The sequence below is a fragment of the Leifsonia sp. Root112D2 genome (assembly GCF_001424905.1).
GTDB lineage: Bacteria > Actinomycetota > Actinomycetes > Actinomycetales > Microbacteriaceae > Root112D2.
In genome coordinates this window covers 146,823-163,016 of record NZ_LMCU01000001.1, presented here as the reverse complement: position 1 = coordinate 163,016, position 16,194 = coordinate 146,823, and the positions used below count along the sequence as shown (strand labels likewise).

Genomic DNA, 16,194 nt, shown 5'->3' with positions numbered 1-16,194 from the left:
CTACGATGGCAACCATGGTGCGGGTTGCAATCGTCGATGATCACGAGTCTGTGCGTTTGGGCCTGCGCGCCGCGTGCATGAACGCGGAGTACGAGGTTCTGGCGACGGCGGCCACCGTGAACGAACTGGTTGATGCCCTTGCCGACCAGGAATGCGACGTCGTGGTGCTCGACCTGTCGCTTGGCGATGGATCCAGCGTCACCGAGAACGTCAAGCGCGTCCAGGGCACGGGTGCCGCTGTGCTGGTGCACAGCATCGCGGATCGGGTCGCCAGCGTGCGCGAGGCGCTCGCCGCCGGCGCGGCCGGCGTGATTCCCAAGTCATCGCCCACCACGACGGTCATGGCCGCCATCGCCACCGTCGCGCGTGGCGAGGTGCTCAACAATCTCGAGTGGGCGACGGCCATCGACGCCGACAGCGATTTCGCCAAGGCCCAGCTGGGCAGGCGCGAGCGCGACGTACTGCACCTGTACGCATCCGGTCTGCCGTTGAAGGCCGTGGCGATCGAGCTGGGCATCGCCAACTCAACGGCCCGCGAGTACCTCGATCGCATCCGCGTCAAGTATGTCGAGGTGGGGCGCCCAGCGCCGACCAAGGTCGATCTGCTGCGGCGTGCCGTCGAAGACGGAATCCTGCCCGGGCTTGATCCGGACGCGGGACATGCCCGCCGCTAGCTGGCAAGGCCGGGCGTTCACCGATTCGCCCGGACCGCGCAATCCGATCAGCCGCGTCGGGTTCGAACGGGTCGCCGAACGAGCCATAGCCGGCTTCGGGCTGATCTTCGGCGCCCAGACACTCACGGCGCTCTTCGCGCAACTGCCCGGCATGGCCCCGCGCTGGGGCCTGGTCGCCGCCATCGCCGTGTTCGGCGGACTGTTTCTCGTGGTGGTTGCCGCCATCGCACAGCGCGGTGTCAAGGCCGCCATGGCTTACTTTGCGATCGCCTATCTCGTCGTGGTGATTCTGTGGCCGTTGACGGCGGTCGATCCGGTCTATGCCGCGGGCAGCAAGCCGTGGGTCTGGTACATCTGCACGGTCGCGACCGCGTTCGCGACGGTGGCGTTCCCGCTTGCGTGGGCCACCGCATATACGGTCGTCGCACCGATTGCCTATGCGGTCATCCGGTCCCTGCCGGGCGGGGGCGGGGTGGGTCCTGAACTCGCCGCGCTCGACGCGATCTACGCGATCATTCTCGGCGGGGCGATCCTGGTGATTGTCACGATGCTGAGGCAGGCGGCATCCGGGGTGGACGCTGCCCAATCGACGGCCCTGGAGAAGTACTCGAACGCGGTGCGAGAGCACGCCATGGAGGTCGAACGCGTGCAGGTCGACGCGATTGTGCACGACAGCGTGCTGACCACGCTGCTCTCGACCGCCAGCGCAACGACGCTGGATGAGCGCGCGCTGGCCGCGAGCATGGCCAGGGACGCGATAGGGCACCTGCACGCGGCGGAAGCGGTCGACCCCGACGACCAGACGCTCATCGAACTGGCCCGCCTCACCCGCCGCATCGAGGCCGCCGTCGCGGCGTTCTCCTCGGGCTTCACCGTCACCGAGAGCGGAGTCGACACCCAGACCGTTCCCGTGCACGTGGCCGAGGCACTCTATTCCGCGACAGTGCAGGCGATGGTCAACAGCATGCAGCATGCAGGCGGGCCCGAGATCGCGCGCTCACTCACGATCGAGGGGGGAGAGGATACGACCATCGTCACGGTCACCATCGCGGATGCCGGCACCGGGTTCGACCCCGCCGCCGTGCCGAGCGAACGGCTGGGCCTGCGCGTCTCCATCGCTGAGCGGCTCGCCAATGTGGGTGGTGCGGCACTCGTGCGCTCCAGGCGAGGCGAGGGCACGAGCATCAGCCTCAGCTGGCCGGCGACGAGGGATCGGGGAGTCTCATGATCACCCTTCCGCGCAGGCTCTTTCTCGGACTGGGCGGCCTGTTCTCGGCGTACCATATCTTTCTCGGCGCCTCGACGTTGAGCGTGCCGCGGATGGCGGCGCCGGCCATCGTCGCCATGGTGCTCTACGCGCTGGCCACCGTGCTGAGCCTGTGGCCGACCAGCCCCGTGCGCATGCCGTTGTGGCTGGCGGCGTTCGACCTTGCCGTGTGCATCGCTCTGCCCGTGCTGGTCACGAGCCAGCTGAGCAGTTCCGCAGACAACGGCTACGCCACCTGGCACGTGGCCGCAGTGGGAACCCTCATGACGATTCTGGCGGTGCGCAGGCAGCAGCTGGCGGCATGGGCAGGGGTCATCTTCCTCGGGGTGCAGACGGCGTTGTGGGGTGGAGTCGGCTCGCTCGCGTCGCTCGGGGTCATCGGCAGCATTGTCTGGGTGGGGGTTGCGGTGGTCATCACCCGGGCCCTCGTCAAGGCCGCCCGGGATGCTCGCCAGTTCGGTCGCGCCGAACGCGAGGCGACGGAGTGGCAGGCGGCGCAGGAGGCGCACGTCATCGAGCGTCAGTTCAGGCTGCGTAAGACGTATCGGGTCGCCGCGCCGATGCTCGCGGAGATCATCCGCACCAACGGCGACCTCACGCCCATGCAGAAGCAGGAGTGCCGCTACCTGGAGCAGGCGATCCGTGACGAGATACGTGGCCGCAGCCTGCTTACCGATGATGTGCGCGAGCAGGTGATGGTGGCCAGACGGCGCGGCACCGACGTCAACCTGCTCGACGAGGGCGGCCTCGACGACCTGAGTACCGAGCAACTCCAGGCCGTGCTGCAGCGCCTCGCCGAGGCGATTCGTGGAACGACGGCAGACAAGCTCATCGTGCGCACCGTGCCGCATTCCTCTCGTGTTGCCGTCACGGTCGTGGGGCTCAGCGTGCACGGCGACGGCAATGCGAATGCCCTCGGGCCCGATTCGCATGACGACGAGGTCGACCTCTGGCTCGAGATCCCGCGTCACTGACTCGGGCCAGCCGATCGGGGGTTAATTGCAAAAGAGGGCCGGCGTGACGCCGACCCTCTTTCGAAAGCCCCGAGTCAGGGCGATAACCCGAATATCACCCTGACTCGCCCCCAATACATTCGCCCGCTTACCCTAGTCGGCGAATGATTGGCGGTGTAACTCAAGAAGAGAGACACCTAGCACTAGTAATAATGCCCCAGGGTGAGGGTGTGTCAAAGTCGTCTCTTTGGGGGACAACTGGGGGACAGCTTGGAGGGCATCCCAGTCACCGACCCGCGAAATGGCGGCCTATCCCACAAATGGGGGTCACCCTCGTGGGGTACATCATTGTCTTTTCGGGTGACGGATCGGTCTACGGGTGATTGCGCTGCCACTGGCCTGGCCCCGGTTCGAGGGGCATGCGCACGCTGCGTGCGCTGCGTGCCCAGCCGTCGGGGCCGGATGCTGCCGCGACGCGCGAGGCATCCGCACCTTCACCGGCGGCCGAGACGAGCACCGCGGTCACCGCGGCGACCTCTTCGGGCGTCACCGAACGCGTCTCGAAGACGATGTCGCCCGTCTCGAGCGTGTGGGCGTGCGCGGGCCTCTGCATGCTGACGAGCGTACCGGAACCGCGCCTATAGCGGGATGTTTCCGTGCTTCTTCGGCGGCAGCGAGGCGCGCTTGGTGCGCAGCGTGCGCATCGCCTTGATGATCGTGACGCGGGTGGCTGCCGGTTCGATCACTCCGTCCAGTTCGCCGCGCTCGGCGGCGAGGAACGGGCTGGCCACGTTGTACAGGTATTCGGTTGCCAGCTTGCTGCGCACGGCAGCGACATCCTCACCGGCCGCCTCGGCGGTCTTGATCTCGTTGCGGTAGAGAATGTTGACCGCGCCCTGGCCGCCCATGACGGCGATCTCGGCGCTTGGCCACGCGTAGTTGAGGTCGGCACCGAGCTGCTTGGAACCCATGACGATGTATGCGCCGCCGTAGGCCTTACGTGTGATCACGGTGATCAGTGGCACCGTCGCCTCGGCGTAGGCGTACAGCAGTTTGGCGCCGCGGCGAATCACGCCGGTCCACTCCTGGTCGGTGCCCGGCAGGTAGCCCGGCACATCCACCAGGGTGAGGATGGGAATGGAGAACGCGTCGCAGAAGCGCACGAAGCGGGAGGCCTTCTCGCCGGCGTCGATGTTGAGCGTGCCCGCCATGGCGTTCGGCTGGTTGGCGATGATGCCGACGGAGCGGCCCTCCACCCGGGCGAAGCCGATGACAATGTTCGGTGCGAACAGGGGCTGCACCTCGAGAAAGTCGCCCTCGTCCACGACGTGCTCGATCACGTCGTGCACGTCATACGGCTGGTTCGGGGAATCCGGGATGAGCGTGTTGAGCCGGCGGTCGGCATCCGTGATCTCGAGCTCGGCTCGGCTCTCGTATGCCGGCAGCTCGGCGAGGTTGTTGTCGGGGAGGAAGGAGAGCAGGGTGCGCGCGTAGTCGAGCGCATCCTCTTCGTCGCTGGCCAGATAGTGGGCAACGCCGGAGACCTTGTTGTGAGTGAGCGCACCGCCGAGTTCCTCCATGCCCACGTCTTCGCCGGTGACGGTCTTGATCACATCGGGGCCGGTCACGAACATCTGGCTGGTCTTGTCGACCATGATCACGAAGTCGGTGAGGGCGGGGGAGTAGACCGCGCCGCCGGCCGCCGGGCCCATGATGATGGAGATCTGCGGGATGACGCCGGATGCCTGCGTGTTGCGACGGAAGATCTCGCCGTACTTGCCGAGTGCGACGACGCCCTCCTGGATGCGCGCGCCGCCCGAATCGAGCAGGCCGATGATCGGGATGCCGAGCCGCAGGGCGAGATCCATCACCTTGATGATCTTCTCGCCGGCGACCTCGCCGAGAGAACCACCGAAGATCGTGAAGTCCTGGCTGTAGACGGCCACCTGGCGGCCGTGGATGGTGCCGGTTCCGGTGACGACGGCGTCGCCGTATGGGCGCTTGGCATCCATGCCGAAGGCGTGGGTGCGGTGGCGCACGAACTCGTCGATTTCCACGAAGGAGCCTTCGTCGAGCAGCAGCGCGATGCGCTCGCGCGCGGTGAGCTTGCCCTTGGCGTGCTGCTTCTCGATGGCGGCCTCGCCGCTGGCGGTCACGGCCTCGTGGTACCGCTCTTTGAGGTCGGCAAGCTTGCCTGCGGTGGTCAACATGTCGGGAAGGGGTGCGTTCTCGGTCACGCCGTTCACTCTACCGGCCAACTATCGGCCCCACCCTGTGACGAAACCCTACAAAGACGGATGCCTGCCTTGGCACTTCCCCTGCCGCGCCTTCCTCCCAAAACGACGGAGATATCGAGCGTGAGCCATCGATTTCCAGCAGATGCGCATCCAGAGCCGCTTTTCTCCGTCGTTTTGGGAGTGCAGACGGAGACGGCAGACTGGGGGGATGGATCTTGTGCAGAGCGGGGCCGACGTCGAGCAGCGGGGTGGGCGGTTCGAGTACCTGGCCGAGGCACCCTCGACCAATGACGAGCTCGTGCGGCGCGCGACGGGGCCGGATGCCGCATCCTGGCCCGACGCCTCGGTGGTCGTCACCGACAACCAGACGAGCGGGCGTGGCCGCCTCGGCCGCGTGTGGGTGGCCCCGGCCGGAAAATGCCTCGCGATCTCCGTGCTGCTGCGCCCCGGTGAACCCGCGCCGCCGATCGAGACGCTCGCGTGGGTGCCTCTGATCGCGGGGCTCGCGATGACGCGCGCCGTCGCATCCGTGGTGCCGCAGGTGGCCCTGAAGTGGCCGAACGACGTGCTGATTCGCGGGCGCAAGGTGTGCGGCATCCTCTCCGAATTGCTTCCGGGTCTCGATGGCGTGGTGGTCGGCGCCGGCCTCAACCTCACGCTGGGCGCCGAAGAACTGCCCACCGAGACCTCGACCTCGCTGCGGCTCGAGGCGGCACCCGGCACCGAGATCGATGCGGATGCCATGCTTGCCGTCTACCTGCGCGAACTGACCGCGCTCTACCGCTCCCACATCGCCGCGGATGGCGACCCCGTGTCAAGTGGCCTGCTCGCTGCGGTCACCGAACGCTGCGAGACCATCGGCAGATCCGTCAAGGTGGAGCTGCCCTCGGGTGAGCGACTGCTTGGTGAGGCGGTGGCGATAGACGTCGAGGGGCGCATCGTGGTGAAGAGCAATACCGCACTCACGGCTGTCGCCGCCGGCGATGTAACCCACCTGAGGTATTAATGGAACATGGCTAAGAGGGCGCGCGGCACATCAACGCCGTCGAGCACGCCATCGACAACCTCACTGACGTCACCGAGCACTGCGGTGACGGCGCCGACCGTGCCCGCGTTCTCGGCGCAGGCATCGAGCCGTGCACCGCAGCAGAGCGCACCTTCCGCGCCCGCCGAGCGGGTCGTTGCGCACCTGCGCCCCCACGCGCGTGCGCTGTTCTGGCCGAGCATCGTTCTCATCGCCGTCTGCGCGGCCGTCGGGTACTTCTCCGACACGTTCACCGAGGCCTGGCAGAACGTGGCGCTCTTCGCCGGGGCGGGGCTCGTGGTGCTGTTGCTGTTTCTGTTGCCGCTCGTCGTCTGGCTGTCGCGGCGCTACACGATCACCACGCGGCGCATCATTCTGCGTCACGGCTTCTTCGTGCGGGTTCGCCAGGAACTGCTGCACAGCCGTGGTTACGACATCTCGCTTCGCCGCACCTGGCTGCAGAGCGCATTCCGCTCCGGCGATGTGCGCATCAATTCCGGGCTCGAGAGCCCCGTCGTGCTCGTCGATGTTCCCAGGGCCAACCTCGTGCAGAGCGCGTTGCACGACCTCATGGAGAACAACCAGAACGTCATTGCGACTCGCAGGCAGCAGGAGGACTCAGCGTTCTCCGACGAGACCAGCGTCTGGGGCGCCAGATAGCAGCGCACCGGCGTTGAGCGCATCCGGATGCGTGCCGTCGGCATCCGCCCGCGTTCTCGAGGCGGCCCGATTGGGCGAGAACACCCACCAGCGGTACAGCGCGAAGCGGAACAGCGTGCCCAGCGCGAGCCCCACGACATTGTTGGCGATGTTGTCGGCCAATAGCGAGGTGTAGCCCATCACGTAGTGCGAGAGCCACAGGCACAGCAGGGGAATGCCCATGCCGGCGAGACTCACGAGAAAGAACTCGACGGCCTCGCGCCCCGTGTTGTTCTGGCGCGACGCGGAGAACGCCCAGTAGCGATTGCCTACCCAGTTCGTGACTATCGCGACGAGGGTGGCGATGATTGTCGCGTAGATGGGGCCATGGTGCACGATCGACGGGCGCAGAACCGTGAGCATCAGGCCGTTGAACACGAGCAGGTTGACCACGAAGCCCACGCCGCCAACGGTGCCGAACTTCAGCAGCTGCGGCAGCAGCCGCGCACCGCGTGATCGCTTACTGGGCTGAACAGGCATACGTCGAATCCGTTTTCATGGGCGAAGATGGACATGCGATCGCGAGCTTACGCGAGTGGCCGATCTGCACACTGGGAGTTTTCCAGACCGAAGCTGAACATTCTGATACTAATGAAGGAAAAATTGGCGAAATGAGATTTCTGCGAAATGGGTAGCCGTCCTGGTGGGTACAGCGTTGGCGTGATCGGCGGTGGTCAACTGGCGCGGATGATGATTCCCGCGGCCATCAACCTGGGGCTCACCATCAAGGTGCTCGAGGAGGCCGAGGGCATGGCGGCCGAACTGGCTGCCACCGGCGTCGGCGACTATCGCGATCTCGACACCGTGCTGGCGTTTGCCCGCACCGTCGACGTTGTCACCTTCGACCACGAGCATGTTCCGCAGGCGGTTCTGCGAGAACTGGTGGCGCAGGGCATCACCGTGCACCCCACTCCGGATGCGCTGCAGTACGCGCAGGACAAGCTGCTCATGCGGCGCCGGCTCGCCGAGCTCGGCCTTCCGATGCCCGAATGGGCGGCGATCGAGTCCGCCGAAGATCTCGGCGCCTTCCTTGCCGGTCACGGCGGCCGGGGTGTGGTCAAGACCGCTCGCGGGGGCTACGACGGCAAGGGAGTGCGCGTCGTTGCGGATGCGCATGGCGCCGACGACTGGTTCACTGCTCTCGCCGAGGACGGCCGGGGCGGCTCCCTCATCGTGGAGGAACTCGTCGAGTTTCGTCGCGAATTGGCCCAGTTGATCGCCCGCCGGCCCTCGGGCGAGACCGCGGTGTGGCCCGTTGTGCAGACCGTGCAGCGCGAGGGCGTGTGCGCCGAGGTCATCTCCCCGGCACCGCGCTCGGACGGCCGTCTGGCCGAGGTGGCGGCGGAGATCGCGCAGACCATCGCATCCGGCCTGGGCGTCACCGGTGTGCTGGCCGTCGAGCTTTTCGAGACGACGGATGACCGTCTGCTGGTCAACGAACTCGCCATGCGCCCGCACAACAGCGGGCACTTCTCGATCGACGGCTCCACCACCAGCCAGTTCGAGCAGCACCTGCGCGCGGTGCTCGACCTGCCGCTGGGCGCCACCGAGGCTCGGGAGCCGTTCTCGGTGATGGTCAACATTCTGGGTGGCCCGGCTGAAGGCAGCGTGCAGGATCGGTACCCGGCCGCGCTCGCCGCGCATCCGGGTGTCAAGGTGCATGCCTACGGCAAGGCCCCGCGGCCCGGGCGCAAGGTGGGGCACGTCACGGCCTCGGGAGCGGACCTCGACGAGGTGGCTTTTCAGGCGCGTGGCGCAGCGGCGTTCTTTCAGGACTAGCCCCTAACATTGACCCCATGCCCAGCGAGAATTCACCCCGGCCCCTCGTTGCCGTCGTGATGGGAAGCGACTCGGACTGGCCGGTCATGAGCGCGGCATCCGAGGTGCTCACCGAGTTCGGTGTTGCCCATGAGGTGCAGGTCGTCTCGGCCCACCGCACGCCCGAGAAGATGATCGACTTCGGTCGAGCTGCCGCCGGTCGCGGTATTCGGGTGATCATCGCCGGTGCCGGGGGCGCAGCCCATCTTCCGGGCATGCTCGCCGCCGTCACGACGTTGCCCGTCGTCGGTGTTCCGGTTCCACTCTCGCGTCTCGACGGACTCGATTCGCTGTTGTCGATCGTGCAGATGCCCGCCGGCGTACCCGTGGCCACCGTGTCGATCGGTGGCGCGAAGAATGCCGGACTGCTCGCGGTGAAGATTCTCGCCACGGCGGATGCCGCGCTGAGCGTTCGGCTCGCCGATTACGCCGCAGACCTCGCCGCGCTGGTCGAGACGAAGAACGCGGACCTGCAGACTCGGCTATGACGATAGCGAGCCCGATTCGGTACCCGGATACCGCCTCGCCGCGCTTCATGTCGCGTCGCGGCTGGTGGCTCGTGGTCTTCAACCTGCTGATGCCGGGCTCCGCACAGATTCTGGCCGGCAACCGCAAACTCGGGCGCTTCGGGCTGTTCACGACCTTCGTGCTGTGGGCGCTGGCCGTGCTCACGCTCGTTGTCTACCTTCTCTCGCCGCGCACGCTCTATGACATCGGCACCTCCTCGCTGGGGCTGCTCGCGGCACAGATCCTGCTCGTCGCGTATGTCGTGGTCTGGGTCATCCTCACCTTCGACACCGTGCGGCTCGTGCGCCTCGTGAAGACGGCGCCGCGCTCGCGCGTGTGGATCGCCGCGTTCTCGGTTCTGCTGCTCATCGGCGTCGCCTGCACCGCCGGCTACGCCTCGGTCGTGGCCGGTTCCGCACGCGGAACGCTGGGCAACATCTTTGCCGCAGGCCCCTCGGTTGCGCCTGTCGACGGCCGGTACAACATCATGCTGCTCGGTGGCGATGCAGGCCCCGACCGCCAGGGCATGCGCCCCGACAGCATGTCGGTGGTCAGCATCGACGCCGATACCGGCAAGGCCGTCACGATAGGCCTGCCGCGCGACCTGAATCCCACGCCGTTCTCGGCCGGATCACCCATGCTTGCCGACTATCCCAACGGCTACGGTTACAACGACACCTGCGATGTTGACGTGTGTCAGCTCAACTCGATCTACACCGAGGTCGAGGTGTACAAGCAGAAGCTGTATCCGGATGCGATCAAGCAGCACAGCGAGCCCGGCATCGAGGCGATGCGCGACGCCCTCGAGGGCGCAACCGGGCTGAAGATCCAGTTCTATGTGCTCATCGACATGCAAGGCTTCGCCGACCTCATCGACGCCCTGGGCGGCGTCGACATCGACGTGAAGAGCAAGTTGCCCATCGGCGGTGACGAGAACCTCAATGGGGTCACCGGCTGGATCTACCCCGGCAAGCAGCACATGAACGGCTACACCGCCCAGTGGTACGCGCGATCACGCCACGGCAGCCCCGGCGGCGACTACGACCGCATGGCGCGCCAGCGCGAGTTGCAGGACGCCATTCTCAAGCAGATCAATCCGCTAAATGTCGTCACCAAGTTCCAGTCGATAGCGTCGGCGGGCCAGCAGGTGGTGAAAACCGACATTCCACAGCAGATGCTCGGCTATTTTGTGGACCTCGGCATGAAGACCCGCAAGGTTCCCGTCACCAACCTGGAACTCGTGCCGCCGACCATCGACCCGGCGAATCCGAACTACGAGCAGATTCATGCGATGGTGAAGAAGGCCCTCACCCCCGCGACGTCGACTCCGAAAAGCGGCGGCTGACCGGGGCATTTCTGACCCCCGAACGGGGTACACAGCGTTTTCCAAGGGCAAGCGATTAACCTGAATCGTCTATGCAGCCCATTGACAGCAGACAAACCTCATCGCCGCGAAGCGGAACGAATCGGCTTATCGCGCTGGACGGACTACGCGGAATTGCGGCGTTGGTCGTTCTGGCTCATCACGCGGCACTGACGAACCCGAACTTTCCCGGCAACGTCGAAGGCGCTCACGCCGAGGCTGGCAGTCTGATCTGGTGGTTCAGTTACACGCCACTGAAGCTGCTGACCGCTGGCAGTGAGGCCGTCATCGTCTTCTTCGTCTTAAGCGGACTGGTGGTCACCCTGCCGGTGCTGAAGCGTCGCGGATTCGACTGGATCGCCTATTTTCCGCGTCGCGTGGTGCGTCTGGGGGTGCCGGTTGTGGCATCCGTTCTGGTGGCGGCCGCCTTTGTCTTCGCCATTCCGCAGCGGGGACTCGCCGCATCCGGTACCTGGCTCGGCGATTCAAGCACCCCGACGCTGACCTGGAAGCTCGTCGTCGAGGGCATGGACCTGGTCGGGGGCGACGGCCAGATCAACAACCCGCTGTGGTCGTTGCGCTGGGAGATGCTGTTCTCCCTCGCCCTTCCGGTCTTCGTTCTGCTGGCCATGGTTTTGAAGCGGTGGTGGATGGCTGGCATCGCGGCCGCGGTGCTGCTCACCTGGCTCGGCGTTCAGAGCGGTTCCGGCGCGCTCAGCTACTTTCCGGCCTTCTTCGTTGGAGCGATAATCGCGGCGCGACTGGATGCCGTGCGTGCCTTCGCCGACAGGCTCAACGACCGCAGGGGCCACCACCTGCTGTGGTTCGCCATCACGGCCGGGGGCGGGATTCTGCTCATCTCCTCGTGGTTCACGGGGCTGATGCCGACGGTGAACGACGATATGGCAATGGCGTTGCGGGCGCTGACTCCGCTCGCCGCCGCGATGCTCGTGGTGTCGTGCATCGGCTGGAGCGTGATGCGTGGGCTGCTTTCCACGCGGCCCCTGCAGTTCGTGGGCAAGATCTCGTTCAGCCTGTACCTCGTGCACGTGCCGATTCTGATCTTCACGAGCTATCTCATCGGCGGGCGTTCCTGGTATGCGGCGGTGTCGCTTGCCGCGGTGCTCGCGCTTCTGGTGGCGACCGGGTTCTGGTGGCTCATCGAATCACGCAGTCACGGCTGGGCCAAGCGTCTTGGAGCCTGGGCATCGAAGCGGTACGCCCTTGCCTTCGGCACGTCAGTTCCAGCGCGCTCAGAGGTCGGCGTGCAGTTGCCAGACCCGCTCGGCGGAGTCGCGCCAGCTGAACGCGCGGGCGCGGTCCGACGCTGACACGCTCAGGCGGTCGGCGAGCGCCCCATCGGTGAGCACCCGCCCTATCGCCTCAGCGAGGCGCTGCGGGTAGCCCGCGGCATCCGCACGGGGCACGACCAGCGCAGCCCCTCCACCGACCTCGACGAGTGCCGGGTCGTCGGAGTGCACAACGGGCGTGCCGAAGCGGAAGGCCTCGACGAGCGGCAGGCCGAAGCCCTCGGCCAGCGAGGGATACACGAAGACGGCGGCACGGTCGAGAACCGTGGCCAGATCGTCGTCGTCGAGGTGGCCGAGAGCGCGCACGCGATCCTCGGGCAGACCGGCCGCGGCCGCAATGCCCTCTGCGCTCTCCTCGCCGAGGGTGCCGGAGCCCGCTATCAGCAGCGGCAGGCCGGCGGCCTCGGGCAGGGCCATGGCCGCGATCAGGGAGCGCACGCCCTTGCGGGGGTCGATGCTGCCCATGGTGAGCACGTAGCGCTCGGGCAGACGCAGCGCTGCGGCGCGCTCGTCGGCATCCGCCGGGCGTTGCAGCGTGCTCGCCGGAGCCCCGCCGATGACCCGGATGCGATCGCCGAAGTCGAATCGCTCGCCGAGGGCCTCCGCAACGGCGTGCGTGGGAACGACAACGGCATCCGCGTGCTTGCGGGCGCGCTTGATCATGGCCTTCTGCCACTGGGCATCGTGGTTTGCCAGGCTCTGCGGATGAGTTAGCGCGAGTACGTCATGAATGGTGACCGCGAGCTGTTCGCCGGCGTCGAGCGTGTCGTGCTTGAGCAGGGGGGCCAGCAGGCTCGGCGAGTGGATCATGCCGCCGCCGAGGGGAACCGCGATGCCGTACTGCCAGGCTCGCGCGAGCTGCCGCCGCCGCAACGGCAGCCTGTGCAGGCCGGCCAGGCCGGGCAGCCGGGCCTCGAGCGCGTCGATCTTCTCCTGTGGATGCGACGCGACGATTCCCTCGACGTCGCAGCCGGCGGGCGCGGTGGCTATCAGCTGGCGGGTGAGTTCCTCGGTGTATCTGCCGATGCCGCCGGGCACCTTGGTGATCAGCGGGTCAACGACTACGCGCAGGGTTGTCATCGGGCTCCAAAACTCCGGCATGGGCGGCAGCTGCCAGCGCCTCGCGCCAATCGCGCAGAGGCGACAGACCGGCGGCTCGCCACGACTCGTGCGCGAGCACCGAATACGACGGTCGCGGTGCCGGTCGAACGAATCGTGAACTGTCCGTGGGTGTGACTTTATCAGGGTTCAATCCGGCGGCAGCGAAGACCGCTCGGGCGAAGTCGAACCAGCTGGCGCTGCCGGCGTTCGTGGCGTGGTAGATGCCGGCGGGCGCATCCGAATCGAGCAGGGTGACGATCTGCGCGGCGAGGTCGCCGGTCCAGGTGGGCTGTCCGAACTGGTCGTTGACGACGCTCACCGTCTCGTGGGTCTGTGCCAGGCGCAGCATGGTCTCGGCGAAGTTGGGGCCGCCGGCACCGTATAGCCAGGCCGTGCGCACGATGTAGGTGGCCGTCGGGTTCGCGGCTTGAGCGAGCCGCTCGCCATCCGCCTTGGTGCGCCCGTACGCACTGATGGGATCAAGCAGGGTGTCTTCGGCATAGGGCGCGCTCGCGCGCCCGTTGAAGACATAGTCGGTCGAGAGCTGTATGAGCCGCGCGCCGTTTTCCGCTGCGGCTTTCGCGAGGTTCTCGGCGCCGACGGCGTTGACCGCGTGGGCGAGTTTTTCGTGTTCCTCGGCGTCGTCCACCCTGGTGTACGCGGCCGCGTTGACGATCACGTCGTGACCGGATGCCGCCTGGCGCACCGCGTCGAGGTCGCTCACGTCGAGTTCGCCCCGGCTTGCTGCGGTGACGTCACGCCCGGCAAGCGCCTTCTGCAGATCCTGCCCGAGCATTCCGCCCGCCCCGGTGATGAGGTATTTCACGGATGGTGCGGCGGCGGAATGCATCTCCTCAGCGTACTGGGCGCATCGGGAACGAAGCCCGCCGCGCGGGGGTTGCGCCGTTCCGCGGGAGGCACGCCCCACGCGGAACGGCGCAACCCCGCGGAACTCAGATTCGGGTAAGGGGGTTTCGATGAGAAGAGTCTCATCGTCGGCTGCCCGGTTGTGGTGGGCTGGGCGGGATAATCGACTGATGTCCCGATACCGCACGAGTCGTCGTCGGTCCGACGCCGCCGAGCGGCCGCGCCGCACCCTTTCGGTGCGTTCGCGCATCCTGGCGGCGATTCTCGCCGCCACCGCGATAGGCCTTGCTGCCGCAGGTGTCGCCTCCTATCTCGTGCAGCGCGAGAGGGTGCTGTCGGCGGTGGATGACGAGCTCATGCACACGGTGCCCGAACTGCGCGCGATAGCGGCGGGCAAGACCTCCGCAGAGGCCCCGACGACGGTGGAGGGCGTTCTGCGTGTCGCGATGCAGCAGATCATCCCTGACGCGAACGAGGGCGTGCTCGGGTTCATCGATGACGCGCCGGCCCTTGTGCCTGCCGTCTCGATGCCTTTTCACATGGAGAAGGATTCGGCATTCATGAAACGGATCGTCGCGGAGGCGGATGCGACACACGTGGTTCGCGGCACGGCGAGGAGTGCGCTCGGCACGCTGCGCTACGTCATAGTGCCGGTTCGCGTCGCCGGCGACTCGAAGGCGGGCCTCTACGTCGCGGCATACGACCTTGATGCGAGGCTGGGCTCGGTCGCCCAATCGTTCCAGACCTACATTCTCGTGGCTCTCGCCGCCCTCGTGCTCGTCGGCGCGGTGTTCTGGTTTGTCGCGGGTAGGCTGCTGGCACCGATCAGGCTTCTGCGTGAGGCGGCAGCGGCCAAGACCGGCGCCGACCTTTCCGACCGCATCGTCGTCAACGGGCATGACGACATCTCCGAACTCACCCGAACGATCAACGGCATGTTCGACCGACTCGAGAGTGCATTCACCGGCCAGCGTCGCCTGATCGACGATGTCGGCCACGAATTGAAGACGCCTCTCACCATCATCCGTGGCCATCTGGAGCTGCTGGACACACGCAATGTCGATGAGCTGAACGTCACGCGCGCGCTCGCGATCGACGAACTGGACCGTATGAGCACTCTGGTTTCAGAGATATCGCTCCTTGCGGAGTCGCGCGCCCCCCATTTCGTCGACCTCGCCCTCGTCGACATGGGCGAGCTGACCGAGGCGGTCTCGGCCAAGGCCGTGGCTCTCGACCCCGAGCGAGACTGGCGGACCGTCGCACCGACCGGCACGCGGGCATCCGTCGACGCCCGCCGTATCACTCAGGCCTGGCTGCAGCTCGCCGGCAACGCGGCCAAATACTCGAGCCCAAGCGCACAGATCACCATCGGCGGAGCCGTGGTACCCAGCCGCACTGGCGACTGGCTGCACCTCTCGGTGACGGATGTCGGCCCCGGCATTCCCCAGGAAGCCCAGGAACGCATCTTCGAACGATTCGGCCGGCTCGAGTCGAGCCGGGGAGCAGAGGGGTCCGGTCTCGGACTCTCGATAGTCTCTGCCATCGCCGAGGCGCACGACGGCACTGTCCTGCTCTCCAGCGCTGTGGGAGAAGGATCGACCTTCACGATCAGGATTCCCCTGCGTGACACCGTGCGGAGCGCGGACGAACCGCTCGAAGCCGGGGGAGGAGAACACCCATGGTAAGGATTCTGGTTGCCGAAGACGAGGATCGCATCGCGTCGTTCGTGGAGAAGGGCCTGCGCGCGGCCGGATTCACCGTCAGCACGGCCGCCGACGGTGTGACCGCGCTCGCCGAGGCGCAGAGCGGGGCGTATGAGCTGCTGATCCTGGACGTGGGGCTGCCCGGCCGTGATGGCTTCGAGATTCTCGAGACGCTGCGTGGGGAGGGCAACCCGATTGCCGTCATCGTGTTGACCGCGCGAGACTCTGCCGGTGACACCGTGCGTGGCCTGGAGAGTGGTGCCAACGACTACATGTCGAAGCCGTTCCGATTCGATGAGCTTCTGGCACGGGTACGACTGCGTCTCAAGGACTCCCGCCCGCTTGACGCCGGAACGGTGCAGGCTCGTGGTCTCGAACTCGATATGAAGACCCGACGCATCGCCGTCGACGGCATGATGATCGATCTTTCCGCCCGGGAGTTCGCCCTCGCCGAGGAGTTCATGCGACACCCCGACCAAGTGCTCAGCAGGGAGCAACTGCTCAGTCGGGTTTGGGGGCTCGATTTCGACCCCGGCTCGAATGTGGTCGAGGTATACATTCGTTATCTGCGCGCCAAGATCGGTGCCGAGCGCATCGAGACGGTGCGTGGCATGGGATACCGGCTGAGATAAGAATGGCCGGGATGCGCGCACCCGAAGCACGCAACCCGG

General features: G+C 66.5%; 16 protein-coding genes. 11 read left to right on the top strand and 5 right to left on the bottom strand.

Annotated features, from left to right (window positions below):
* The first annotated feature begins 14 nt into the window (after window positions 1–14).
* From ASC63_RS00725 to ASC63_RS00715, 3 genes are read left to right on the top strand one after another with little or no spacing between them, the layout of a single operon-like run.
* A complete protein-coding gene (locus ASC63_RS00725; RefSeq protein ID WP_055814547.1) occupies window positions 15–674 on the top strand; it encodes a response regulator transcription factor in 660 nt (219 codons plus the stop codon).
* On the top strand, window positions 661–1,902 hold the full coding sequence (locus ASC63_RS00720; RefSeq protein ID WP_055808788.1) for a sensor histidine kinase: 1,242 nt from the start codon (window positions 661–663) through the stop codon (window positions 1,900–1,902). The genes ASC63_RS00725 and ASC63_RS00720 overlap by 14 nt, the downstream gene beginning before the upstream one ends.
* Window positions 1,899–2,915 (top strand): hypothetical protein, encoded by a 1,017-nt coding sequence (locus ASC63_RS00715; protein ID WP_055808787.1) that lies wholly within the window; start codon window positions 1,899–1,901, stop codon window positions 2,913–2,915. The genes ASC63_RS00720 and ASC63_RS00715 overlap by 4 nt, the downstream gene beginning before the upstream one ends.
* A 352-nt stretch (window positions 2,916–3,267) precedes the next feature.
* Here ASC63_RS00715 and ASC63_RS00710 read toward each other — a convergent pair whose 3' ends face one another.
* Complete coding sequence (locus ASC63_RS00710; RefSeq protein ID WP_055808785.1) at window positions 3,268–3,507, bottom strand: acyl-CoA carboxylase subunit epsilon; 240 nt, start codon at window positions 3,505–3,507, stop codon at window positions 3,268–3,270.
* Window positions 3,508–3,532: 25 nt separating this feature from the next.
* Window positions 3,533–5,104: an acyl-CoA carboxylase subunit beta gene (locus ASC63_RS00705; RefSeq protein WP_055814544.1), complete on the bottom strand. Its 1,572-nt coding sequence runs from the start codon at window positions 5,102–5,104 to the stop codon at window positions 3,533–3,535.
* 235 nt (window positions 5,105–5,339) lie between these two features.
* Between ASC63_RS00705 and ASC63_RS00700 the strand changes: the two genes are divergently transcribed.
* Both ASC63_RS00700 and ASC63_RS00695 read left to right on the top strand, forming a co-directional pair.
* The gene (locus tag ASC63_RS00700) at window positions 5,340–6,137 is read left to right on the top strand and encodes a biotin--[acetyl-CoA-carboxylase] ligase (protein ID WP_055808783.1); all 798 of its coding nucleotides are present in this window, start codon (window positions 5,340–5,342) and stop codon (window positions 6,135–6,137) included.
* 6 nt (window positions 6,138–6,143) lie between these two features.
* Window positions 6,144–6,815 carry a PH domain-containing protein gene (locus ASC63_RS00695; RefSeq protein WP_082486965.1) on the top strand — a complete coding sequence of 224 codons (672 nt, stop codon included), beginning with the start codon at window positions 6,144–6,146 and terminating at the stop codon, window positions 6,813–6,815.
* On the opposite strand, the gene ASC63_RS00690 is transcribed toward ASC63_RS00695, so the two are convergent.
* On the bottom strand, window positions 6,774–7,334 hold the full coding sequence (locus tag ASC63_RS00690) for a GtrA family protein (protein WP_055808781.1): 561 nt from the start codon (window positions 7,332–7,334) through the stop codon (window positions 6,774–6,776). The genes ASC63_RS00695 and ASC63_RS00690 overlap by 42 nt on opposite strands.
* Before the next feature lie 147 nt (window positions 7,335–7,481).
* On the opposite strand from ASC63_RS00690, the gene ASC63_RS00685 reads away from it, so the two are divergent.
* The 4 genes from ASC63_RS00685 (at window position 7,482) to ASC63_RS00670 (ending at window position 11,873) form a co-directional block, all read left to right on the top strand.
* Window positions 7,482–8,633 carry a 5-(carboxyamino)imidazole ribonucleotide synthase gene (locus ASC63_RS00685; RefSeq protein ID WP_200936701.1) on the top strand — a complete coding sequence of 384 codons (1,152 nt, stop codon included), beginning with the start codon at window positions 7,482–7,484 and terminating at the stop codon, window positions 8,631–8,633.
* 17 nt (window positions 8,634–8,650) lie between these two features.
* Window positions 8,651–9,160 carry a 5-(carboxyamino)imidazole ribonucleotide mutase gene (gene purE, locus ASC63_RS00680; RefSeq protein WP_055808778.1) on the top strand — a complete coding sequence of 170 codons (510 nt, stop codon included), beginning with the start codon at window positions 8,651–8,653 and terminating at the stop codon, window positions 9,158–9,160.
* Entirely contained in the window at window positions 9,157–10,524 is a 1,368-nt protein-coding gene (locus tag ASC63_RS00675) for an LCP family protein (RefSeq protein ID WP_055808776.1), read from the top strand. The genes purE and ASC63_RS00675 overlap by 4 nt, the downstream gene beginning before the upstream one ends.
* 71 nt (window positions 10,525–10,595) lie before the next feature.
* A complete protein-coding gene (locus ASC63_RS00670; RefSeq protein WP_055808774.1) occupies window positions 10,596–11,873 on the top strand; it encodes an acyltransferase family protein in 1,278 nt (425 codons plus the stop codon).
* Here the strand turns inward: ASC63_RS00670 and ASC63_RS00665 are convergent.
* Both ASC63_RS00665 and rfbD read right to left on the bottom strand, forming a co-directional pair.
* Window positions 11,796–12,932, bottom strand: a complete 1,137-nt coding sequence (locus ASC63_RS00665; protein ID WP_055808772.1) for a glycosyltransferase family 4 protein — start codon at window positions 12,930–12,932, stop codon at window positions 11,796–11,798. The genes ASC63_RS00670 and ASC63_RS00665 overlap by 78 nt on opposite strands.
* Window positions 12,907–13,803, bottom strand: coding sequence for a dTDP-4-dehydrorhamnose reductase (gene rfbD, locus ASC63_RS00660; protein WP_055808770.1), 897 nt, complete (start codon window positions 13,801–13,803; stop codon window positions 12,907–12,909). The genes ASC63_RS00665 and rfbD overlap by 26 nt, the downstream gene beginning before the upstream one ends.
* A 187-nt stretch (window positions 13,804–13,990) precedes the next feature.
* Between rfbD and ASC63_RS00655 the strand changes: the two genes are divergently transcribed.
* Window positions 13,991–15,505 carry a sensor histidine kinase gene (locus tag ASC63_RS00655; RefSeq protein ID WP_055808768.1) on the top strand — a complete coding sequence of 505 codons (1,515 nt, stop codon included), beginning with the start codon at window positions 13,991–13,993 and terminating at the stop codon, window positions 15,503–15,505.
* A complete protein-coding gene (locus ASC63_RS00650) occupies window positions 15,499–16,155 on the top strand; it encodes a response regulator transcription factor (protein WP_055808767.1) in 657 nt (218 codons plus the stop codon). Before ASC63_RS00655 ends, ASC63_RS00650 begins: the two co-directional genes overlap by 7 nt.
* Window positions 16,156–16,194: the final 39 nt, after the last annotated feature.